Here is a 25,818-nt window from a genome sequence, read left to right on the forward strand (position 1 = left end):
ATCAGCCGCGGGCTGTTGAGCGGGCTGTTGATGCCGGCGCCGGGAGGAATCCCGAGCCGACGAAATACCGGACGTACGTGGCGATCAGGTCGTCGCCGACGACGGGGCACGCTATGCCGGAGCCGGTGAGAGCGCGCTCCGTGTTGCCCCGGTCGTAGCGCGGGCTGGCGGTGCCGACTTGCAGCCCCTGCGCCAGCAGGGCGGCCGGGGCCAGCGAGGACTGTCCGTCAGCGGCGCTGAGGAGCGCGTGTTTCCACTCCTCGTAGGACAGGCTCGCCACGTCGTAGCCGACCTTCCGAAGGCAGTCGATCAACGCGTCGAAGCCCAGCGGCTCCGGATTGGTCACGTGAAAGACCTTGCCCTCCGACTCCGGCTGCCGGCCGAGGTGCACGATCGCCCCGGCCACGTGGTCGACCGGCACGAGGTCGACGTCGAAGCGCATCCCTTCCCGTACGGTCCGGTCCGGTCCGGCACGCAGCTCGATGATCGCTCGTACCATCGTCCACAGCGCGTCCCCCGTCGTACAGGCGCCCGTGCCGGTGTGCCCGCTCACCCGGCTCGGCCGGTAGATCACGGTGGGAACGCCCCGTTCCCTTGCCGCTCGCACCAACTCCTCGGCCACCCATTTCGTGGCGACGTAGCCGTTCGACGCCACGGAGTCCGGCGCGACGCGGCGGTCCTCCCGGACGAGGTCCGGAGTCCGGTCCCGCCCGACCGCGGCGGCGGAGCTGGAGACGTAGTGCAAGGGTTTGACCTGCGCGGTGGCGGCCAGGCGTATGACTTCCCGCGTGCCCAGGACGTTGGCCGCCTTCAGCCGCGCGTACGAGTCGACGATGTTCACCCGCGCGCCGTTGTGGTAGATGACGTCGATGCGGTCCGCCAGCAGGGCGAACCGTTCCCCGGTCAGGCCGAGCAGCGGCTTCTCCAGGTCTCCCGCGACGGGGACGATCCGCCCGCGCAGGGTCTCGTCCCACAGCCGGTACGCGGCCAGGGCGCTGCGCAGCCGCTCGCCGGCCTCTTCGTCGTCCGCCGCTCGCACCAGGCACCACACGTCGGCTTCCGTCCGGTCCAGGAGCTCGCGGAGGAGGAAGCAGCCGAGGAATCCGGTGGCGCCGGTGAGGAGGACGTGCCCGGGCGCACTGTTCACCCGGGGGTCCGCGGGCCGGCAGCCCTCGGTCGTGATCGCCGGATCGAGCACCGCTTCGGCACGGAAGTCGACGCTGTCCGCCAAGTCGGCAGGGGGCCGCGAGGCGGCATCGACGGCCGCTGCCAGCCCGGCGACGGTGGGCGACTGGAAGAAGGCGCGGACCGGCAACTCGACGCCGCACACCGACCGGACCCGGTTGATCAACCGGGTGGCGAGAAGCGAGTGGCCGCCCAGCGCGAAGAAGTCGTCGTCGACACCGACCTCCGGCTGTTGCAGCACCTCGGCGAACAGGCCGGCCAGGACCTCCTCCCGGGAGTTCCTGGGCGCCCCGCCGGCGTCCGGCGCGCCCGCCTCGGGCGCCGGCAGGGCGTCCCGGTCCAGCTTTCCGTTGGAGGTCAGCGGCAGGGCTTCGAGTTCGAGTGCGACGGCGGGAAGCATGTAGTCCGGCAGCAGTGCCGCCAGGTGCCGGCGCAGCTCGGCGACCTGCACCCGCCGCCCCGGCCGGGGCACCACGTATGCCACCAGACGCGTCTCGCCCGGTCGGTCCTCCCGTGCTACTACGGCGGCCTGGCCGACGTCCGCGTGCCGGCCGATCGCCGCCTCGATCTCGCCGGGCTCGATGCGGAATCCGCGGACCTTGACCTGCCGGTCCGCCCGGCCGACGTACTCCAGGCGGCCGGCGAAGTCCCACCGCGCCAGGTCCCCGGTGCGGTACATCCGCGTGCCCGGGCCGCCGAACGGATTCGCCACGAACCGCCCGGCGGTCACCCCCGGGCGCCGAAGATAGCCCCGAGCCAGTTGCGCACCGGCCACGTACAGCTCACCCACCACACCCGGTGGAACCAGTCGCAGGCCCGAGTCCAGCACGTACGCCTCGATGTCCCGGATCGGCCGGCCGATCGGTGCCGCCGCCGGCCATTCCACTTCCTCTCCCGGCAGGGTGAACGCGGTCACCACGTGTGTCTCGGCCGGGCCGTAGTGGTTGTGCAACCGGCGCCGTACGCCCCGGTGGAAGCGGCGGACCGGCTCACTCAACCGCAGCGCCTCACCGGCCTGGGCCATGTCCACCAGCGCCGGCAGCGTCTCGCCGCTCTCGGTAGCGGCCTCACACAGCGCCTCGATCACCAGGCTCGGTGCGAACAGCTTGCCGACCTCGTACCGCCGCAACCACGCCACGAACGCCGCTGCGTCACGGCGGACGTCCTCCGGGGGAATCACCAGGCACGCGCCGGACACCAGCGTCGACAGGATCTCCTGGACCGACACGTCGAAACTCATCGCGGTGAACTGTGCGACCCGTGATCCGGGGCCGGTCGGCATCGCTGAGGCGTGCCACGCCAGCAGGTTCGCCAACGCGCCGCCGGACATCATGACGCCCTTCGGGCGTCCCGTTGATCCCGACGTGTAGATCACGTAGGCCAGTTGCTCCGGTGACAGCGGTGCCGGACGAGCCGCGTCGGTGAGGTCAGCGCCGTCCTCCCGGTCGAGGCCGAGGTCGAGCTCGTCGACCAGTACCGATGGGACGTCGCCCGGGTCAGGCAGGAGGGGCGCGGTCGCGGCGTCGGAGAGCACGTACGCGGGCCGGGCATCGGCCAGCATGAACGCGATCCGCTCCGCCGGATACTCCGGATCCACCGGCAGGTACACGCCGCCCGCCTTCAGCACGGCCAGCAGGCCGACCACCACCCGCACCGACCGCGGCAGCGCCACGGCGACCACCCGGTCGGGACCGACACCACGCCGGACCAGCACGCGAGCGAGCCGATTCGCCCGCGCATTCAGCTCCGCGTACGAGATCTCGGCCCCGTCGTGCAGCACGGCAACGGCGTGAGGGGTCTTTCGTGCCTGAGCCTCGAACAACCCGGGGAGCAACGGTGGGGGCGCTTCGGCGCTGCCGCGCCTCGGCAGGAGACGGTCCCGCTCCCCGGCGGTCAGCAGATCGACGCGGCCGATGGGCTGCTCCGGGTGGGTGACCACCGCCTCCAGCAACAGGCGCAGCCGGGTCACGACGGCCTCGGCCGCGTCCCGCTCCACCAGATCCGGCCGGTACTGCAAGCGCAGCCGCAGGCCGCGACCGGGAATCACGGCGAGGCTGAAGGGATAGTGCGTTCCGTCGGCGGCCTCGATGTCCACCAGCCGCAAGGCGGGAGCGGTCTTCTCCAGTGCCCCGGTGTCGACCGGATAGCTCTCGAAGACGGTGGTGGTGTCGAACAGCTTGCGTGCACCGGCCAGCTGCTGGATCTCGGCCAACCCCAGGTGCTGGTGCTCCAGCAGTGCCGACTGCTCTTCTTGCAGCCGGGTCAGCATCTCCGCCCACGACTCGGTCTCGTCCCAGCGCACCCGTACGGGCAAGGTGTTGATGAACAGTCCCACCATGTCCTCGACACCGGCGACCTCCGGCGGGCGGCCGGAGACCGTGGCGCCGAAGACCACGTCCTGCCGGTCGAGCAGGCGCCCCAGAAGGGCTCCCCAGGCTCCCTGGACAACGGTGTTCGGCGTCAGCTCGTGCCGGCGGGCCCACCTCATCAACGCCGTGGTCAGCGTCTCCGGCAGCTCACCCGTCACCTCGGCGGGCAGGACTGCGCCACGGGAAGAGCTCACCGGGGCCAGCAGGGTGGGCTCTTCCATGCCGTTCAGCGCTTCTTGCCAGGCTTTCCCGGCCGCGTCGCGGTCCCGGCCCGCGAGCCAGGTGAGGTAGTTCCGGTAGGGGGTGGGGGCGGGGAGGGCGGTGTCGTCTCCGTTGTGGGAGTAGAGGGCGAAGAGCTCGCGCATGAGGACGGGGAGTGACCAGCCGTCGAGGAGCAGGTGGTGGTGGGTGAAGAGGAGGCGGTGGTCGGCGGGGCCCGTGCGGATGAGGGTGAAGCGGAGGAGCGGGGGGCGGGTCGGGTCGAAGCGCCGGGCGCGGTCCTCGGCGAGCAGCCGGGCCAGTTCCGCTTCGTGGTCGCCCTCCTGGTCGCCGTCGCTTGGGCCGTCGCCGTACAGGTCCACTTCGCGCCAGGGCAACGCCACCTCGCGGGGAATCACCTGCACCGGGCGATCCGCGTCCTCCTGCCGGAAACCGGCTCGCAGATTCGGGTGCCGACGCAACAAGGCGGCCAGCGAAGCCCGCAACGCCGTCACGTCGAGCTGTCCGTGGAGATGGAGCATCAGCTGGACGGTGTAGACATCCGGCGTCTGCTCGTCGAATGCGGAGTGGAAGAGCAGGCCTTCCTGCAACGGTGAGAGCGGCAGGATGTCCTCAAGTGCTGACGCTTCCGTCCGGGAGGCGGTCAGACGGTCGAGCTGGTGCTGCGTCAGTGAGACGAGCGGCACGTCGGAAGGTGTCCAGCCTCCTGCACCGGGGCGGCGGGTGTGAGTGACGAGAGCGTCGAGTGCTTGTGACCACAGGCCGGTCAGTTCATGGATGTCGGCTTCGGACAGCGCCTGTTCGGTCCATGTCCAGGAGGCTACGAGCTCGGGTCCGTCGGCGCTTTCCCGGGCCAGGACGTTGATGTCGAGGTGGTGTGCGGGTCCCGGCATGGTGACGTCGGCCGGATCGAGGAGGGCGTCGGCTTCTTCGGCTACGGTCCACTCTCCGGTGTCGGCCGCGGAGAATCGTCCCAGATAGTTGAATCCCACCTGTGGGGCGGCCAGGCGCGACAACCGTGTGCGGGCTTCCGGATTGAGGTAGCGGGCGAGCCCGTATCCGATGCCGTGGTCCGGGACGGCCCGGAGCTGTTCCTTGACGGCTTTGAGTGCCTGGCCGGCGGCTTGTCCTCCGGCCAGCGCCTGTTCGAGGTCGATGTCGCGGAGGTCGACCCGTACGGGGAACAGGCTCGTGAACCAACCCACCGTGCGCGACACATCAACGCCGGGGAGGAATTCATCCCGGCCGTGTGCCTCCAGATCCACCAGCAGTGCCGCCGCAGCCCCTGGCTTTCCGCGCTGTTGATGCCAGTTCAGGAGCGCTACTGCCAGGGCCGTCAGCAGGACGTCGTTGACGCCGGCGCGGAATGCGGCCGGTACGTCCGTCAGCAATGACGCCGCCCGTTCCGGCGGAATGGTGATGACCAGCGACCGCGGCGTGTCGCTCTCCTGCGGCGGCCGGTCGGCCAGCGTCACGCCGGGACTGCCGAGGGTCTGTTCCCACCAGGCTGCTTCGGCGGCTCGCTTCGGCTCCTGAGCGTGTTCCACCAGCAGCTCGGCCCACCGGCGGAATGACGTCGGCACGGGAGCCGGGTTCACTGCCTGACCCGCGGCGACGGCGGTTGCGGCAGAGGCCAGATCCGGCAGCAGAATGCGCCAGGACACCCCGTCCACCACGAAGTGGTGCAGTACCAGCAGCAACCGGCCCGGACGGGCTGCCCCGGAGTCGAACCACACCGCCTGCACCATCACCCCCTCACTGGGGGCCAACCGCCGTACGGCCGCGGCACCCTCGGCAGCAATCGCCGTGCGGAGCGCTGCACCTTCGAGCCCGGCTATGTCTACGCGGCGGATGCATGAGCTTGCCGTGATGGTGCCGCGCGGGGCGATCTCCAGCTGCCACTCGCTGCTGCCGGGGCGCCTGATCAGCCTCATCCGCAGCGCGTCGTGGTGATCCAGCGCCGCCTGCAATACCGCGGTGAGGCGAGCCGTGCCGAGGCCGCCGCCGGGAACGTTCAGGAGCACCGTCTGGTGGAACTGGTCGAGCGCACCTCCGCGCTCCCGCAGCCGGTGCATGATCGGGGTCATCGGCAGCCGGCCGATGCCCGCATCAGGCGCCTCGCTGCCGGCTCCGCTCTCCCCGCCCGCCGTCGCGGCCAGGGCCAGAGAAGCGGGAGTCCTGTGCTGGAACACGTCACGAAGGGAGACGATCAGCCCAGCGGCGCGCGCTTTAGACACGAGCTGGATGGACATGATGCTGTCGCCGCCCAGCTCGAAGAAGTTGTCGTCGGCGCCCACGGCGGGGAGGCCCAGCACTTGGGCGAAGAGGGTGCAGAGGAGCTCCTCCCGGGGTGTGCGCGGAGCGCGCGTCCTGGACACCTCGGCGGGTCCGGGGGCCGGCAACGCCGCCCGGTTCAGCTTCCCGTTCGGCAGCAGAGGGAGCTCATCCAGCAGGACGAACATCGCCGGCACCATGTATTCCGGCAGGGCGCGTCGGGCGAAGTCCCGCAAGTCCGCGCCGTCTACGGTTGATCCGGGTGCCGGTACGACGTACGCCACGAGACGTTTCCCGGACGGCCCGTGTTCCTGGGGGACCACGACAGCCCGTGCGACACCGGAATAGCGGCAGAGGACGGCCTCGATCTCACTCGGCTCGATGCGGTAGCCCCGCACCTTCACCTGATCGTCGGCCCGGCCTACGAACGCCAGCTCACCCTCGGGTGTCCAGCGGACCAGATCCCCGGTGCGGTACATCCGTGAGCCCGCCGGGCCGAACGGATCCGCCACGAACCGCTCGGCGGTCAGACCAGGGCGATTCACGTACCCCCTCGCGACCCCCGCCCCGGCCACATACAGCTCACCCACCACGCCCGGCGGCACCAATCGCAGACCGCCGTCCAGTACGTACACCCGCGTGTTCCGCAGCGGTCGGCCGATGGGCACGACTCCCGGCGGAAGCGCGGCCCCCGGCTCGATCCGGTATTGGGTACAGCTGACGGTGGTCTCGGTCGGACCGTAGACGTTGAAGACCGTTGCCGACGGATTCCGGCGCCGCCACTCGTCGAGCGGCTCGCTCAGCAGTGCCTCACCGGCGAGGAGCAGTTCCTCCGTCGGTGAGAACTCCGAGGGCAGCGAATTCAGCAGGGCCAGGTGGCTCGGCGTGCCCTTGAGGAACGTGGGCCGGGCCCCCGCGAACCCCTCCCCGGGCGGCGAGCCCTCCTCCAGCGCCGCGAGGTGAACGCAGCCACCGGTCAGCAGAGGGACGAACAGGGCCGTGACGGTCATGTCGAAAGCCGTCGAGGAGTGCAGCAGCGCCGTTCCGCGCGCACTCGGATAGGCGGAACAAGCCCACGCCAGATAGTCAGCGAGCGACCGGTGCTCCACCGCAACGCCTTTGGGGACGCCGGTGGAACCGGAGGTGTAGATGACATAGGCCGGGTTGGCCGGCGACAGGGGGGCGACACGGTCGCCGTCGTCAGGATTCACATCCGGGTAACGGCTCACGTCGCAGGCCATTGCGTCGGCCATTGCACCCGCCATTGCGTCGGCATCCAGGACAACCGCGGGGCGAATGTCGCCGAGCATGAGCGAGACGCGTTCGGACGGGTGCGCCGGATCCACCGGCAGATACGCCGCCCCGGCCTTGAGCACCGCAAGCAATGCCACCAGCAGTCCGGCCGACCGCGGCAGCATCACGGCGACGACGTCTTCCGGGCCGGCTCCTTGCGCGATCAAGCGATACGCGAGCCGATTCGCGCGGGCGTTGAGCTCCGCATAGGACAGGATGATGCCCTCGAAGAGCACGGCCGGCCTGTCGGGCGTACGGGCCACCTGCTCCTGGAACAACTCCGGCAGGCTCGCCCGCGCTGCCGGGCGCGCCGTGTCGTTCCACTCCACCACCAGCCGATGCCGCTCTTCGGCGGTCAGAATGTCGCTCCGCCCGACGAGGCGCCCGGGATCGGCGACGACTGTTTCCAGGAGCAGGCGAAGCCGCGCCGCAATCGCCTCGACCGCCTCTCGATCCAGCAGATCCGGCCGGTATTTCAAGCGCAGGTGCAGCCGGCGTCCGGGGATCACCGCGAGGCTGAGCGGGTAGTGGGTGCCGTCGCTCGCGTTGATGTTCAGCACCCGCAGACCGGATGCTGTCTTCTGCAATGCCGAGGCATCCAGGGGATAGTTCTCGAAGACGGTCGTGGTGTCGAACAACTCCCGCATTCCCGTCAGCTGCTGGATCTCGGTCAGGCCCAGATGCCGGTGCTCCAGCAGCCTCGACTGCTCGCTCTGCAACCGGGTCAGCATGCTCGCCCACGAGTCGGCTTCGTCCCAGCGCACCCGTACGGGCAAGGTGTTGATGAACAGCCCCACCATGTCCTCGATACCGGTGACCTCCGGGTCACGACCCGAGACCACACCTCCGAAGGCCACGTCATTCCGGCCGAGCAGACGCCCCAGCAGGACTCCCCACACCCCCTGGACAACGGTGTTGAGCGTCAGGCCGTGGCCGCGCGCCGTCACCGCCAACGCCGATGTCGGCTCTTCCGGCAGCGCAACGGACAACACTTCCGGAGTCACCGAGGAATGGCTTCGGCGGGCCGTGGCCAGCAGCGTGGGTTCTTCTATCCCGGCCAGTGCTTCTCGCCAGGCCTTTGTAGCCGCGTCGCGGTCCTGGTGCGCGAGCCAGGTGAGGTAATTCCGGTAGGGGACAGGGGTGGGGAGCGCCGAGTCGTCGTCTCCGTCGCCGGAATAGAGCGCGAACAGTTCCCGCATGAGGATGGGCAGTGACCAGCCGTCGAGGAGAAGGTGATGGTGGGTGAAGACGAGGCGGTGCTGAGCGGGTCCCGTGCGGATGAGGGTGAAGCGGAGGAGCGGGGGGCGGACCGGGTCGAAACGCCGGGCACGGTCCTCGGCCAGCAGCCGGGCCAGCTCCGGCTCCTGATCGCTCACCCTCTCGCTCACGTCCACCTCGCGCCAGGGCAACTCCACCTCGCGCGGAATCACCTGCACCGGCCGTCCTTCGCCGCGCTGCCGGAAGGCCGCCCGTAGATTCGCGTGCCGGCGGAGCAAGCCTTCCGCGGCCTTGCGCAAAGCACGGGTATCCAGCGGGCCCTCGAAGTCGAAGGCCACTTGCACCGCGTAGGCGTCAGGGGTGCGGGCATCGTAGACCGCGTGAAAGAGCAGCCCCTCTTGCAGCGGCGAGAGCGGAAGGATGTCCTGTAGTCCCGGCTTCCTCATTCCTGCATTCCCCACTCCGCTTCCAGCGCGTCGATTTCTGCCTGGTCCAGCGACACCAGTGGCAGGTCCGAGGGTGTCCAGCCACCTGCTCCGGGCCGGCCGGTGTGGGCGATGAACGCGTCCAGCGCCTGAGCCCACAGCTCGGTGAGCTCACGTACGTCCTTCTCGGACAGCGCCTGCTCGTTCCACGTCCAGGACGCCACCAGCTCGGGGCCCTCGGCGCCGTCCTTCGCCAGGGCGTTGACTTCGAGATGGTGCGCCGGAGGCAGTACGGCGTCGGCCGGATCGAACAGCGCGTCGGCTTCCCCGGCCACGGCCCACTGCCCCGTGTCCGCCGCGGAGAACCGTCCCAGGTAGTTGAATCCCACCTGGGGGGCCGACCGGTGCGACAGCCGCGTACGCGTACGGGTCTCAGGATGGAGATAACGGGCGAGCCCGTATCCGATGCCGTGGTCCGGGACCGCCCGGAGCTGCTCCTTGACCGTTTTGAGCGCCTGGCCGGCGGCTTGTCCTCCGGCCCGCACTTGTTCGAGGTCAATGTCGTGGAGGTCGACCCGTACGGGGAACAGGCTGGTGAACCAGCCCACGGTGCGCGACACATCCACACCGGGAACGAACTCGTCCCGGCCGTGCCCCTCCACATCGACCAGCAGCTCCGTCCCCGCCTCCCCGCGGCGCTGATGCCGGCCCAGGACGGCAACTGCCAGCGCCGTCAGCAGCACGTCGTTGACGTTCGCATGGAACGCGGCCGGCACGTCGGTCAGCAGTGATGCCGCGCGCTCCGGGGAGATCGTCACCACCAAGGACCGCGTCCTGCGGCCTTCCTGAGGCAGCTGATCGGCCAGCATCACGCTCGGGCCGTCGAGAACCTGCTCCCACCAGGCCGCCTCGGCGATCCGCTTCGGTTCCTGCGCCTGCTCCACCAGCAGCTCGGCCCACCGGCGGAACGACGTCTGCACGGGAGCCAGCTCCACCGCTCGATCCACAGCAATGGCGGCCGCGGCAGACGCCATATCCGGCAGCAGAATGCGCCAGGACACCCCGTCCACCACGAGATGGTGCAACACCAGCAACAAGCGGCCCGGACGGGCGGGCCCGGCGTCGAACCACACCGCTTGCACCATCACCCCGTCACCGGGCCGCAGCCGCCGGCGCGCCTCACGGGCCTCGTCCGCGACCAGCCGGCCCGGTACGGGCCCGTCCCCGTCCCCACCGCTGACATCGATCCGCCGGATCAGATCCGCTGCGGTCACACAGCCGCGAGGGCTGCTGTGCAGCGACCATTCACCACCGGCCGACCGGTCCAGACGAGTCCGCAGAGCATCGTGGTGATCAAGGACAGCCTGCAACGCACCGGCCAGCTGCGGCTCGGTCACGCCTGCGGGAATGCTCAGCAGAACCGTCTGGCTGAACTGATCGAGACCGTTCCCTCGCTCCTGCTCCCGATCCTGTCCCTCCTGCTCCTGCTCCTCCTGCTCGCGCAGCCAGTGCATGATCGGGGTGGCCGGTATCCGGCCGACGCCGAGGTCCGAGGTGTGTGCGTGCGCCTCGCTCGCGGTGACGACGGCGGCGAGCCCGGCCGGGGTCTGGTGCTGGAAGACGTCCTTCGCGCTCATGCTCAGCCCGGCGGCGCGGACCTTGGACACGAGCTGGATCGACATGATGCTGTCGCCGCCCAGCTCGAAGAAGTTGTCCTCGGCGCCCACGGTGGGAACGTCCAGCACCTGGGCGAAGAGGACGCAAAGGAGCTCTTCCTGAGGTGTGCGCGGACCGCGCGTCCTCGTCACCTCGGCGAGGCCGGGCTTCGGCAACGCCGCCCGGTCCAGCTTCCCGTTCGGCAGCAGAGGCAGCTCGTCCAGGACCACGAAGACCGCCGGGATCATGTAGTCCGGCAGTGCGCGCCGGACGAATCCCCGCAAGTCTGCGCCGTCTACGGTTGATTCGGGTGCCGGTACGACGTACGCGACGAGGCGTTTCCCGGACGGCTGGTGCTCCTGGGCGACCACGACGGCCCGCAGGAGGTCAGGATGACGGGAGAGGGTGGCCTCGATTTCTCCCGGCTCGATCCGGTAGCCCCGGACCTTCACCTGGTCGTCGGCCCGGCCCACGAACGCCAGCTCACCGTCAGGCGTCCGGCGGACCAGGTCGCCCGTGCGGTACATCCGTGACCCTGCCGGGCCGTACGGATTGGCCACGAATCGCTCGGCGGTCAGGCCGGGGCGATTCACGTACCCCCTCGCCACTCCCGCCCCGGCGAGGTACAGCTCGCCCACCACACCCGGCGGCACAAGCCGCAGACCGCCGTCCAGTACGTACGCCCGCACATTGCTGATCGGAGCGCCGATGAGAGGCGTGGCCTCCGGGTCGTCGCCCGCGTACCAGGCCGTCGCGTAGACGGTGGCCTCGGTGGGGCCGTAGATGTTCGCGACGCGGCAGCCCGGCAGCGCGGTGCGGACGTCGCGGACGGCGCGGGCCGAGAGCGCCTCGCCCGCCAGGACCACTGTGTCGGCCGCGACCTTGATGTCGTTGGAGAGCAGTTGCGACAGGGCCGACGGTACGGTGCTGATCAGGGTGCCGGTCCACCCGCGGTCCTCGGGGCGCTCGGTCAGCGCGAGCACGTCGCGCACGATCTCGATGGTCCCGCCCGACGCCAGCGGGCCGAACATCTCGAAGACCGAGACGTCGAAGCTCAACGACGTCGAGGCCAGCACGCGGGACAGCTGTCCGGAGCCGAATTCCGTCACGGCCCAGCGCACCAGGTTCGCGGCGCTGCGGTGGGAGACCACTGTGCCCTTCGGCCGGCCGGTGGAGCCCGAGGTGTAGATGACGTAGGCGGGGTGGTCGGCCGTGGCCCGGTGGCATTCCGCCGCGTCGAGGCCACCCGTTGCCCGCCGGCCGATGTCCTCGCTCGTCCCGGGCTGGTCGAGCACGATGAGTGGCGTGTCTGTACGGGGCAGGCCGTCGGCGACCGCGCGCGTCGTCAGCCACATCACGGGGCGGGCGTCCGACAGCATGAACGTGATCCGGTCGGCCGGGTATCCCGGGTCTACGGGGAGGTAGGCCGCCCCGGCCTTGAGCACCGCGAGCAGGGCCACCATCATCTCGGCCGAGCGGGGCACGGCGAGGCCGATCAGGCGTTCCGGCCCTGCTCCCGTTCCTGCTCCCCGCTCGACCAGATAGCGGGCCAGTTGATCGGCCCGCGCGTTCAGCTCCGCATAGGACAGTGCGAGGCCCTCGAACACCACGGCCGTCGCGTGCGGCGTCCGGGCCGCCTGTGCCTCGAACAGCTCGGGGAGCGTGCCGGAGGGAACCTCCCGGCCGGTGTCGTTCCACTCCACCAGCAGCCGGTGCCGCTCCTCGGCGGTCAGCACGTCGACCTGGTCCAAGGGCCGTTCGGGGTCGGCGGCCACCGCTTCCAGCAGCAGGCGCAGCCGCGTCACCATGGGCTCGATCGTGCACCGGTCGAACAGGTCGGTGCTGTAGTCGATGCTGCCTTCGAGGCCGTCCGGCGTGCCGTCGGCCGCCCGGGTCTCCCGGACGTTGACGGTCAGGTCCACCTTGGCGACGCCGACCTCGACGGGTTCGGGCGTGCAGTCGAGCCCGGGGAGACCGGGGCCGGCCTCCGGGGTGTTCTGGAAGGCCAGCATCACTTGGAACAGCGGGTGGCGGGCGAGTGACCGGTCCGGGTTGAGCAACTCCACCAGCCGTTCGAACGGCACGTCCTGGTGCGCGTAGGCGGCCAGGCCGGTCTCGCGGACCCGGCCGAGCAGCTCACGGAAGCCGGGGTTGCCGGACGTGTCCGTACGCAGCACCAGCGTGTTGACGAAGAAGCCGACCAGATCGTCCAGCGCCTCGTCCGTGCGGCCGGCGATCGGGCTGCCGATGGGGATGTCCGTTCCCGCGCCCAGGCGCGTCAGCAGGGCGGCCAGCGCGGCTTGCAGCACCATGAACAGGCTGACTTGGTTGTCCCGGGCCAGCGCCGTCAAGGCGCGGTGCAGATCCGGATCGATCCGGAACGCGACCGAGTCCCCGCGGTAGCCGGCGACGGCGGGCCGGGGGCGATCGGTCGGCAGGTCGAGCTGCTCGGGCAGAGCGGCCAGCGTGCTGCGCCAGTAGGCCAGCTGCCGGGAGATCACGCTGTCCGGATCGTCCTCGCTCCCGAGGACGTCGTGCTGCCAGAGGGCGTAGTCGGCGTACTGCACCGGCAGGGGCGGCCACGACGGCGCCTCGCCCCGGCAGCGCGCCCCGTAGGCCGCGCCGAGGTCACGCGCCAGCGGCGCCAGCGACCAGCCGTCGGCCGCGATGTGATGCACGACGAGCGCCAGCACTTGCTCACGAGCCTGCTGCCGCTCCTGCTCCTGGGCCTGCTGCCGGTCCTGCTCCCGGTCGCCCAGGGTGAAGAGCCAGGCCCGGACCGGGAGCTCCGCGGCGAGGTCGAAGGGGTGGCGGGCCGCCGCTTTCAGCACGGAGGCCAGGTCCGTCTCGCTGGTCCGCACGACTTCGAGTGCGGGCCGCTCCCGCAGGGTGTCGACGACCTGCTGACGCGGTACGCCCTGGGCCTCCGGGAACACCGTTCGCAGACTCTCGTGCCGGCTGAGGACATCCCCCAGCGCCGCCTCCAGGGCGACCACGTTCACTTCGCCGGACAGCCGTACGTACAGCGGGAGGTTGTACGTCGGGCTCGGCCCTTCCAACTGGTTGAGGAACCACAGCCGGCGCTGCGCAAAGGACAGGGGGACTTCCTCCGGCCGCGCTGCCGGGCGCAGAGGCACGCGGGCGCGCGCAGTCCCGTAAAGCCGCACGGCGAGGCCCGCGGCGGTGGGGGAGTCGAAGAGCGCGCGGACCGGGATCTCGGCGCCCAGCGCCGAGCGGATCCGGCTGGTGAGGCGCGTGGCAAGGAGCGAGTGCCCGCCCAGTTCGAAGAAGTTGTCGTCGGCGCCCACGGCGGGGAGGCCCAGCACCTGGGCGAAGAGGGTGCAGAGGAGTTCTTCCTGGGGTGTGCGCGGGGCCCTCGTCCTGGACGCCTCGGCGGGTCCGGACCGGGGCGCCGGCAGCGCCGCCCGGTCCAGTTTCCCGTTCGGCAGCAAGGGCAGCTCGTCCAGCAGGACGAAGACCGCCGGGACCATATAGTCCGGCAGCGCGCGCCCCGCGAAGAGTCGCAGGCTTGCGGCGTCCACGGTTGATCCGGGTGCCGGTACGACGTACGCGACGAGGTGTTTCCCGGACGGCGCGTGTTCCTGGGCGACCACGACACCCCGCAGGAGGTCAGGGTGGCGGGAGAGGACGGCTTCGATCTCGCTCGGCTCGATGCGGTAGCCCCGGATCTTCACCTGGTCGTCGGCCCGGCCTACGAACGCCAGCTCACCCTCGGATGTCCAGCGGACCAGGTCGCCTGTGCGGTACATCCGTGAGCCTGCCGGGCCGAACGGATCCGCCACGAACCGCTCAGCCGTCAGACCGGGGCGATTCACGTACCCCCTCGCCACCCCCGCCCCGGCCACGTACAGCTCGCCCACCGCACCCGGCGGCACCAACCGCAGCCTGCCGTCCAGCACGTACACCCGCGTGTTGGAGACCGGAGCACCGATCGGTGCAGCTGACGGCCACTCCGTGGCTCGCTCCGGCAGGTGGTGCGCGGTCACGACGTGCGTTTCGGTGGGGCCGTAGTGGTTGTGCAGTCGCCGGCGGCCCGTTCCCCCGCCGAAGAACTCGCGTACCGCGTCCGTCAGCGTCAGCGCTTCTCCGGCCTGGGCGATGTGCCGCAGCGCCGGGAGCCGCCGGCCTTGTTCGACCGCTGCCGTGCACACTGCGTCGACGACCAGGTTCGGCGCGAACAGCTCACTGATCTCGTGCTGCTCCAGCCAGCCGACGAGCTCGTCGGCGTCCCGGCGGACATCCTCCGAAGTGACCACCAGCGAGCGTCCGGACGTCAGCGCGCCGAGGATTTCCTGTACCGACACGTCGAAGCTGATCGTCGTGAACTGCGCGGTACGGCTGCCGCTGTTCTCTCCGCTGTCTCCGCCGATCGGCATGGCGGTCTCCTGCCACGTCAGCAGGTTCACCACTGCGCGGCAGGACATGGCGACGCCCTTGGGCCTGCCGGTGGAACCCGACGTGTAGATCACGTAGGCGAGGTGGTGGGGCGAGAGGGGGCAGGTCCGGTCGGCGTCGGTCAGATCGGTGCCGGAGCGGCTGCCGATGAGAGCCCTGGTGTCGCGGTGGTCGAGCACCAGGCGCGGCACTGCCACGGACTCCGCGTTCCCCGCCTCGACCGCCGACGTGGTCAGTACGAGCGCCGCCCCGGCGTCCTCCAGGATGAAGGAGATGCGCTCGGCCGGGTATGCGGGATCCAGCGGCAGGTATGCCGCCCCCGCCTTGAGCACCGCGAGTATCGCCACCAGCAGCTCGCTCGACCTGGGCAGGAGGAGGGCGACGACCTGCTCCGGGCCGATTCCGCGCCGGACCAGCTCCCGCGCCAGCCGGTTGGCCCGCGCGTTGAGTTCCGCGTAGGACACCACGGTGTCGGGACGGGACGACTGTCCGGTGGCCGGGAAGATCACCGCGGCCTTCTCCGGCGTGCGAGCGGCCTGCGCTTGGAACAATTCCGGCAGGTTCGCCGTCGGTGCCGGCTGTGCCGTGTCGTTCCACTCCACCAGCAGCCGGCGTCGCTCCTCGGAGGTCAGCACGTCGGTCTGCCCGATGGCCTGTCCGGGGTCGGCAGCCACCGCCTCGAACAGCCGGTTGAGCCGGGTCGCGATCGCCTCGGCCGCGTCGGGCGTGAACAGATCAGGCCGGTAGCCGAGCGAGAACCGCAGGCTCTTGCCCGGGAAGGCGATGAGGGTCAGCGGGTAGTGCGTCGCGTCGTGGGCCGTCAGGCCAGTCACCTGCACGCCGGCCAGGGACGCCTGGACGGCGTCGGTGTCGAGGGGATAGTTCTCGAACACCGTGGTGGTGTCGAACAGCTCGCGCGTCCCCGTCATGTGCTGGATCTCGGCCAGCCCCAGATGCTGGTGCTCCAGCAGCTTCGACTGCTCGTCCTGGAGCCGCGCCAGCAGGTCCGACCACGACTCGGATTCGTCCCAGCGCACGCGTACGGGCAAGGTATTGATGAACAGGCCCACCATCGTCTCGACGCCGGAGATCTCCGGCGTACGACCCGAGACGGTGGCGCCGAAGACCACGTCGCGGCGGTTCAGCGCATGCCCCAGCAGGGCTCCCCAGACGCCCTGGACCACGGTGTTGAGCGTCAGGCCGTGACCGCGCGCCACCTTCGCCAGCGCCGAGGTGAGCTCCTCCGGCAGCTCCCACCCCAGCTCCTCGGGAGGTGTCACCGTGCCGCCGGCGCCCGCCGGGGCCAGCAGCGTCGGCTCTTCCACTCCCGCCAGAGCTTCCCGCCAGGCGTCTGCGGCGGCGCCCCGGTCCTGACCCGCCAGCCAGACCAGGTAGTCCCGGTACGGCACGACGGCCGGCAGTCCGGTGTCGTCCCCGCGCCGCGAGTACAGGGTGAACAGTTCCTGGACGAGGTTCGGCAGGGACCACCCGTCGATCAGGAGGTGGTGGCTGAGGAACACCAAGGAGTACCGGTCGGAGGCGAGCCGGATCAGAGTGAAGCGCAGCAAGGGCGGGCGGGCCGGATCGAAACGCGCGGCCCGGTCCTCGTCCACCAGCCGGGCCAGCTGCCGCTCCTGCTCCTGCTCCCGGGCCCGTTCCTGCTCTTGTCCTTGCTCCTGATCGTGCGTGGCGCGCAGGTCCACCTCGCGCCACGGCAGCTCCACCTCACGCGGGATCACCTGGAGCGGCTGGTCCGCGCCCTGCTGCCGGAATCCCGCCCGCAGGTTCGGGTGCCGGTGCAACAACGCCGCCACGGCAGCCCGTAGCGCCGCGGCGTCGACATGTCCGTGAAGGTCGAAGACCAGCTGGACGGTGTAGACGTCCGGCGCCTGCCGGTCGAAGGCCGTGTGGAAGAGCAGCCCCTCCTGAAGCGGCGAGAGCGGAAGAACCTCCTCCAGCTCCGACAGGTCACCCCACGCCTCCGCCAGCCGGTCACGCCGGGCCTGCGTCAGCGAAATCAGCGGGAGGCCGGGCCCGGAGCTCGCCGGTCCCTCGGCGTTCCTCCGGCTGTCCGGGGGCTGTGCGCCCTCCTCGACGGCGACCGCGGCCAGGGCCGCCGCGGTCTGGTGCAGGAACACATCGCGAGGCGTGATGACCAGCCCCGCTTCGCGCGCCCGGGACACCAGCTGGATGGACACGATGCTGTCCCCGCCGAGCGCGAAGAAGCCGTCCTCGGCACCGACCTCCGCCACCCCCAGCAACTCGGCGAAGAGCCCGGACAGGACCCGTTCCCGCGGCGTACGGGGCGGGCGTCCTCCGGGTGCGCGAGTGACGTCGGGGGCGGGAAGCCCCGCGCGGTCCAGCTTTCCGCTGGGCAGCAACGGCAGCTCGTCCAGCAGCACGAATGCGGCCGGGACCATGTAGTCCGGCAACAGGCGCCGCGCATGTTCCCGTAGCGCCGCGGCGTCCACGGAATCTGCCGTATCTACGGAATCTGAGGAGAAACCGGCGGCAGGGACCACGTACGCCACGAGCCACCGCCCGGACGGCCCGTCCTCCCTGAGCGTCACTGCGGCCCGGGCCACGCCGGGATGCCGGGCCAGTGCCGCCTCGATCTCGCCGGGTTCGATGCGGAAGCCCCGGACCTTCACCTGGTCGTCCGTCCGGCCCAGGAACTCCAGCGTTCCGTCCGGACGGCGGCGCGCCAGGTCCCCTGTGCGGTACATGCGCGCGCCCGCCGGGCCGAAGGGATCGGCGACGAACCGCAGCGCCGTCATGCCGGGCCCGTTCACATACCCGCGGGCCAGTCCCCGCCCGGCCAGGTACAGCTCGCCCACCACGCCCGGCGGTACGAGTTGCAGGGCATCGTCCAGCACGTGGACCTGCGTATTGGAGATCGGCGTGCCGATCGACACCGTTCCGGCGAAGTCCTCAGGGCATGCCCAGGCCGTGACGTCGACGGCGGCCTCGGTCGGTCCGTAGAGGTTGTACAGCGGCGCGTCCAGCGTGTTCTGGAACTGCGTGATCAGTTCGGCCGGCAGCGCCTCACCGCTGCACAACACCCGGCGCAGCGTCCGGCAGCTCTTCGCGTCCGGCGCTTCCAGGAACGCGCGCAGCATCGACGGTACGAAATGGACCGTGGTCACCTGTTCGGTACGGATCAGGCCGGCGAGGTGGGCGGGGTCCTTGTGGCCCTCGGGCTTCGCCACCACCAGCGTCGCGCCTTCGATCAGGGGCCAGAAGAACTCCCAGACCGAGACGTCGAAGGTGAACGGGGTCTTTTGCAGGACACGGTCGGTCGCGTCGAGGCGGTACTCGGCCTGCATCCAGTGGAGCCGGTTCACGATCGCCGTGTGCGGGACCGCAACGCCCTTGGGCCTGCCCGTGGAGCCGGAGGTGTAGATGACGTAGGCCGGGTGGAGCGGGGTGAGCCGCTCCGTACGGTCTGCACGGGCCGTAAGGTCCGTATGGTCCGCATGGCTCGTCCGATCGGGGTCGGTGCTCGGGCAGGCGTCCAGGGCGCCCGTCGCGTACAGCTCGCCCAGCGCAACACCCGGCGTGTGCGGCGGCAGTACGGGCCCGCCCTCCGCGGTGGTCAGTACGGTCACGGGCCGCGCGTCACCCAGCATGAACGCGGTCCGCTCGGCGGGCTGGGCCGGGTCGACGGGCAGGTAGGCGGCGCCGGTCTTGAGTACCGCCAGCAGCGCCACGACCAGCTCCGCCGAGCGCGGCAGGGCGACGGCCACGACGCGTTCGGGGCCGGCACCCCGCGCTATCAGGAAGTGCGCGAGCCGGTTCGCCCGGGCGTTGAGCTCGGCGTAGGTCAGCCGGGTGCCCTCGAAGACCAGCGCCGGGGCCCGGGGGCTGCGTGCGGCCCGCCTCTCGAACAGCGTCGGCAGGTCGGATTCCGGCACCGGGCGCGCGGTGTCGTTCCACCGCTCCAGCAGTTGCTCGCGCTCCTCCCGGCTGAGGATCTCGATCCGGCCGATCGGCTGCCCGGGGTCGGCCACCACGGCTTCCAGGAGCCGCTGGTACCTGCTGATCAGGGTCCGGACGGTGGCGGCGTCGAACAGGTCGGTGCTGTACTCGACGAGGCCTTCGACGCCGTCGGCGGTGCTGTTCCCGGCACCGTTCCCGGTGCTGTCTTCGGTGCTGTCTTCGGTGCTGTTTTCGGCGCGGCGCTCGGTGAGCTCGACGGTGAGGTCGAACTTGGTCGTGCCGGTCCGTACGCCCTCGGCCTCGGCCCGCAGGCCCGGGAGGTCCAGAGCGGGCTCGGCGGTGTTGTGGAAGGCCAGCGCGACCTGGAACAGCGGGTGATAGGCCAGCGAGCGGGCGGGCCGCAGCTCCTCCACCAGGCGCTCGAACGGCAGGTCCTGGTGGGCGTAGGCGGCCAGGTCGGTCTCCCGGACCCGCTCCAGCAGCGTCCGGAAGCTCGGGTTCCCGGAGGTGTCGGTGCGCAGTACCAGGGTGTTGACGAAGAACCCGATGAGGTCGTCCAGGCTCTCGTCCGTGCGCCCGGCGATCGGGGAGCCGATCGGTATGTCCGTGCCCGCGCCCAGCCGGGTCAGCAGGGCCGCCAAGGCCGCTTGGGTGACCATGAACACGCTCGCCCGGCTCTGCTTCGCCAGGTCGGCGAGGCCCCGGTGCAGCTCTGCGCTGAGCGTGAAGCGGTAGTCGGCGCCGCGGTGGCTGGTCACTTCCGGGCGGGGGCGGTCGCCGGGCAGCTCCAGGTGGTCGGGGAGCCCGGCGAGGGCATTCCGCCAGTACGCGAGCTGCTGGGCGGCCAGGCCGCCTGCCCCGGCTTCCCCCGCCTCTTCCCCCTCTCCGTCACCGAGGAGCTCGCGCTGCCAGAGCGTGTAATCGGCGTATTGGACCGGTAGCGGTGACCACTCGGGTGCGGTGCCGGCGACCCGCGCGCGGTAGGCGGTGCCCAGATCCCTGGCCAGCGGCTCCAGCGACCACCCGTCACCCGCGATGTGGTGCAGGACGAGCACCAGCACGTGATCCCGCGGGCCGAGGACGAACAGCGTGGCGCGCAGCGGCTGCTCAACGGCCAGATCGAACTCGTACCGGACCGCGTCGGCCACCTTCTCCGCCAGCATCGCCTCGACAGCCGCTGTGGATTCGTCGGCCTCGTCGCCCCCGTCGGCTCCTTCGAGCTCGGAGACCTCCAGCACCGGAAGCGCGGCCGCCGCGTCGAGGACGAGCTGGCGCGGCCGCCCGGCGTGCTCGGGGAACGTGGTGCGCAGGCTCTCGTGCCGGGCGACCACGTCGGCCAGCGCCGCGGTGAGGGCCTCGCGGTCCACGGCGCCCGACAGCCGCACCGCCAGCGGCACGTTGTACGTCGCGCCGGGGCCCTCCAGCCGGTGCAGGAACCACAGCCGGCGCTGCGCGAAGGACAGCGGGATCTCTTCCGGGCGGGTCACCGGGCGCAGCGCCGGCCGGGCCGGTCGTGTCGTGGTGAGCAACTCGGCGAGCCCGGCGACGGTCGGCGTCTCGAAGAGCAGGCGGACCGGGAGCTCGACGCCCAGCTCCGACCTGACCCTGCTCGTCAAGCGGGTGGCCAGCAGGGAGTGCCCGCCGAGGTCGAAGAAGCTGTCGTCGATGCCGACGGCGGACAGGCCGAGGACATCCGCGAACAGCTCGCACAGGAGCTCCTCCTGCGCGGTGCGCGGTGCGCGCCCGGTCGACGCCGCGCCGAAGTCCGGTGCGGGCAGGGCCGCGCGGTCGAGCTTCCCGTTGACGGTCAGCGGCAGGCGGTCGAGCACGACGACGGCGGTCGGCTGCATGTAGTCGGGCAGCCGCTCCCGTAGGTACGAGCGCAGGGCGGTGACCAGGGCGCCGGTCCGTCGGCCCGCGTCGGGGTCGTTGGTGTAGGCCGAGAGGTCCCCGTACTCAGCGGGGGCCGGGGCCGGGAGATAGGTGTCCACGGCTACGGGCGCGGCGGACGCGGACTGCGCGGCGTCGGCGAAGACGACGTCGAGGCTGCCGTGGTCTGTTGCGCCCGACCAGGTCACGGCGACCCAGTAGCCGAGCTCCGTACCGAGCTCGTGAAAGGCTTCGGGGTCAAGGTCAGGGCCAGGGTCAGGGTCGCGGTGAAGGGCCGGGTCGACGCCGTCGTCCAGCATCCGCATCGTGGCGAGCTCGCCGGACAGCCGGGCGTTCGGTACGCCTACGAGCCGCAGGATTCCGGGGCGCCGGGCGGACAGCCGCTCGCGCAGCTCCCGCAATCCGTCGACGTCCTGTCCCCAGTGCAGGCGCTGCGCCTCGCTCAGCGCGAGAGGAGCCTCGGGCTGTTTGCGGAGTACGACGTCATAGCGGTGCCGGGTCAGCTCGTTGTGGTGCCGGCCGCGTTTGACGCGCAGGTCGACGCCGTCGACACCCGCGACCGAGTCCCGCAGTGCCGTGAAGAACTCCGGGTCGATCAGCAGTTCTTTGTCCCGGGCCATGTTCTGCTCGACGGCGCGGCGGATGTGGGCGGCGTCCTTCGCGGGGGCGGGGGAGTGGGCTTGCACGGCGGTGTGGAAGCACCGCTGGAGGCGGAGGTTGCGGACGTCGCCGACGAACACGGCTCCGCCGGGAACCACCAGTTCCGCCGCCTTGCGCAGCACCTCGACCAGATAGCGGGCGTTGGGGAAGTACTGCACCACCGAATTGATGACCACGGTGTCGAAGAAGCCGGTCGGCAGGCCGTCGAAGTCGTGCGCCGGCTGGCGCCGCAGCGTCACCCGGTCGGACAGCTGGGGAGAACTGCCGACCTGGGCTCGTAGCGCCTCGATGACCGAGGCGGAGAAGTCGGTCGCCCAGTACTCCTCGCACCGCGGGGCCACCGGTCCCAGGAGCAGCCCGGTGCCGACGCCGATCTCCAGCACACGGCGGGGCCGTAGCGAAAGGACGCGGTCGACCGTGGCCGCACGCCATTCCTCCATCTCGGCCAGGGGAATGGGCTGTCCGTCGTAGCTGCTGTTCCAGCCGGTGAAGTCCGACCCGGCCGGGCGCGCGGCGGCGTCTTCGTAGAGGGAGTCGTAGATCGACTGCCATTCGCCGACCTGCTGCGCCTCCCCGGTATGCGGCTCGGCATGGGGCCGCGCCGGCTCGTCGTTCGCCGGTCCGGCCGTGTGCACCGGGACCGCATAGGCGACGAGACGGTGGTCTCCCGGCCGGTGTTCATGGGCGACGACGGCGGCCTGGGCGAGGCCGGAGTGCCGGGACAGTACGGCCTCGATCTCGCCCGGCTCGATCCTGAAGCCCCGGATCTTCACCTGGTCGTCGGCCCGGCCCACGAAGTCGAGGGCCCCGTCGGAATGCCGCCGGACCAGATCACCCGTGCGGTACATGCGCGAGCCCGCCGGGCCGGAGGGATCGGCGACGAACCGCTCGGCGGTCAGGCCCGGCCTCCCGAAGTAGCCGCGCGCCAGGCCGGCACCCGCGATGCAGAGCTCGCCCACCACGCCCACCGGAAGCTGCCGCAGGCCGCTGTCGAGCACGTACAGCCGCATGCCGTCCATGGCCCGGCCGATGGGCACGCTGCGCGCCACGCGCTCCGGTGCCCGCAGCATGTGGTGCGCGGCGAACGTGGTGGTCTCCGTGGGACCGTAGCCGTTGACGACCGCGGTCCGCGGGCAGTGGTCCAGCACCCGCTGGACCGCGGTCGCCGGGACCACGTCGCCACCGGTCCACACCGCCCGGACGCCGGCGAAGCAGCCGGGGGACTCCTCGGCCATCACCTGGAAGAGGCCCGCGGTCAGCCACAGCCCCGTGACGCTCCCGTCCGCGACGAGGCGCGCGAGAACCCCGGTGTCCAGCTCACCGGGCGGTGCCACGACGACCTGGCCGCCGTTGAGCAGAGGCACCCACAATTCGTACGTCGACGCGTCGAAGGCGTGCGGGGAATGCAGCAGTACCCGCTCGTGGTCACCGCCGCTCCAGCACCGGTCGGAAGCCAGGGCCAGCACGTCCCGGTGGGTGACGGCCACGCCCTTCGCCGCGCCGAGCGAACCGGAGGTGTACATGATGTACGCCAGCTGCTCCGGGTGGCCGTGCACGGCGGGGTCGCTGTCGTCCTCGCGCTCGCGCTCGCGCTCGCCCTCGGCGTCGACGACGACCACCTGTGCGTGGTGCCGGAAGACGCCACCCTGTGCGGCCTGCTCGGCCTGCGTGGCCCGGTCGGTGAGCAGCACGCCGGCTTCGGTCTCGGCCATGATGGCCTGTTTCCGCACGGCCGGGTAGCTGTGGTGCAGCGGTACGTAGACGCCGCCCGCCTTCAGCACCGCCAGGATGGACACCACCAGGCCGGCCGAGCGCCGGAGCTGGAAGGCCACCCGGGATTCGGGTCCCACCCCCATGCCGATCAGCCGGTGCGCGAGGCGGTTGGCCCGGGCGTCCAGTTCCCGGTAGGTCAGCTCCTCGTCCTCCGCCCGGACGGCAAGGGCGTGCGGCGTACGGGCCGCCTGCTCGGCGAACCGGTGCTGGATGGTGCCGGCGCCGGCTGTTGTGCCGCTGCCTGTGGGCAGGGCGTTCGTGGTGTCGTTCCACGACGCGAGCAGGCGATGTTCCTGCGGTGAGAGCAATTCCATCGCGCCGACCGTCTGAGCCGCGTCGGCGTCCAGCAGCCGCAGGAAACGCTGGTGGTGGGCCGCGAGCTCGCCGTCTTCGTACAGCGCGGGGTTGGCGTCGAAGTCGATCCGCGGCCCTTGTTCCTTCGCCCGCTGGTAGACGGTGATCGACAGGTCTTCGACCTGGCCGGCGGAAAGGGCGTGGGACGTCGCACGGGAGTCGCCGAACAGGAGGTCGTAATCGAAAGGCATGATGTTCACGACCGGGCCGAACAGTTTCCGGTCGTCGCGGAACAGGTCCAGATCCCGGCGCAGGTCCTCGTACCGGTAACGCTGGTGCCGGAGTACGGAGAAGACTTCCTGCGACGCCTGCTGAACGAGGTCGGAGAAGACGGTTTCCGGCCGCACCGCCAGGCGCAGCGGCAGCACGTTCGACACCATTCCCGGTATCTCCTGGGAGAGCATCGTGTCGCGGCCGGTGACACCGAGGCCGACCGTGACGTCGCGCGCGCCCGTCATGCGGTGCAGATAGGCGGCCGTGGCGGCGACGACGACCGCGGGCCAGGTCGTCCGGGCGCCGCGGGCCACTGCCCGCAGCCGTTCCATGCCCGACAGGGGCAGTTGTGCTGTCACCCGCCGCACGCTGTGGGACGTCGCGGAGAACCTGCCGGCGAGGGTCGCCGGCTCCGGAAGGTCGGCAAATCGCCCGGTCCAGTGCTTACGGTCCAGAGCGAACTGTTCGGATGCGCGGTACGTGCGTTCTTCCTCCAGGAGGAGACGCAAGGGAGAGAAGGTCTCCTCATCCGCCGGCAGGCCGCGCGACAACGACGTGTAGATCTCGCAGAGCCGTCGGATGACGAGTGTCGCTCCGAACCCGTCCATGACGATGTGGTGGACGCGCTGGTACCAGAAGAACCTGTCCGGTGCCGCTTTGAACAGGGCACAGGTGAAGAGCTGGGCGGACGCCAGGTCGAGCGGTCGCGCCAGGTCGGCCTCCATCCACGCCAGGGCGGCACGGCGCGGATCCGGCTCCTCGCTGACGTCGATGAAGGGCATGGTCAGGCCGGTCAGCGGGGTGACGACCTGCCAGGGCCCGGTGTTGTCGGTGACGAAGCGAACCCGGAGCGCTTCGGCTTCCGTGAAGGCCCGCCGGGCCGATTCCTCCAGCAGGGAGACGTCCACCGGGCCGTGGATTTCCAGGTATTCCCCGAGAATGTAGGTCGGGTTGTCCGGGGCGAGCTGCTGTGCGTACCAGATGCCGGTCTGGGCAGCCGACAAAGGAAGACGGGCATCCCGAGAATCGAACATACTCTCCCCGTAGAGTCCAGTGACCGACGCGGACGACACCGGTGGGCGTGATGAGCGCGAATCGCCGAAGGTGAATCACCAAAGGCGAAGGTGAAGAGGGGGGTGAGAAGTCCGGAGGGCGTCTGCGAAGTCTGGAGGGTGTCTGCGCTGGTGGCATGATCATTTCAGGCCTTGGCCGATGCCGATTGTTGAGGGTGGGACGGGATCGTGTCAATGGACCAACATCAGCCAACGCCCGGGGCCTCAAACGTCCTTGAGGCGGACGTCGACGCCCGAGGGAACGACGGCCTCGTCGGCCCGTACGGCCGGCAACCTGGAGCGACTCCCGGTGGCGGAAAGTCGCCCGCTCCGGGCGGGGGCGGCTGCGGCGGCGACCGGCCCTGGACGCATGGGCGTGGAAGGTTTACCGGCCCTTCAAGCCGGAGCCCGCTGCCCGTGCCGCATCCGTCGACTGCCGCGGCGCGCCCCGGCTCTTCGGGCAGCGGCGGGTCGCGCGACGGGTCGGAAGGTCGCCCATGTGGCGGAATGAGCGCAACCGTATGCCCCGGAATCGGTTGCCCTTCAGCGAGGCGCCGGTTCTGCACGTGAGGACAGAGTGCGGTGGCGCCCCGAATTCTGCCGGTCCCGTTTTCAGGAGGTCACGTTGTCCGTGCGAAGGATTTCCGTCCTGGGCGCCGTAGCTGGAGCGCTCGTCCTGTCGGCCGTGGCCGCAGGCCATGCTTTCGGCGAAGAAGTTTCGGCACCCGCCGCCGAAAGTGCACCCGGGCCCGGACCCGGGCCCAGGCCCGGCCCTCGCCCCGGGCCCGTACCCGACGCCGGAAACGTGGGACGTCCGGTATCGGTGCCGACTCAATTGGTCGGGATGGACATCAATCCCCTCAGCCTGCTGATCCCTGGCGT

2 protein-coding genes are annotated in these 25,818 nt (G+C 70.7%); both read right to left on the reverse strand.

Features of this window, described 5'->3' with window-relative positions; all coding sequences use genetic code 11:
- Nucleotide 1 precedes the first annotated feature (1 nt).
- Nucleotides 2-9,004 carry a non-ribosomal peptide synthetase gene (locus D7231_RS00855; protein WP_120752940.1) on the reverse strand — a complete coding sequence of 3,001 codons (9,003 nt, stop codon included), beginning with the start codon at nt 9,002-9,004 and terminating at the stop codon, nt 2-4.
- The gene (locus D7231_RS00860; RefSeq protein WP_158673697.1) at nt 9,001-24,888 is read right to left on the reverse strand and encodes a non-ribosomal peptide synthetase; all 15,888 of its coding nucleotides are present in this window, start codon (nt 24,886-24,888) and stop codon (nt 9,001-9,003) included. The genes D7231_RS00855 and D7231_RS00860 overlap by 4 nt, the downstream gene beginning before the upstream one ends.
- Between the last annotated feature and the right edge of the window lie 930 nt (nt 24,889-25,818).

Origin of the sequence: Streptomyces klenkii (genome assembly GCF_003626645.1) — a bacterium.
GTDB classification, from domain to species: Bacteria; Actinomycetota; Actinomycetes; order Streptomycetales; family Streptomycetaceae; genus Streptomyces; species Streptomyces klenkii.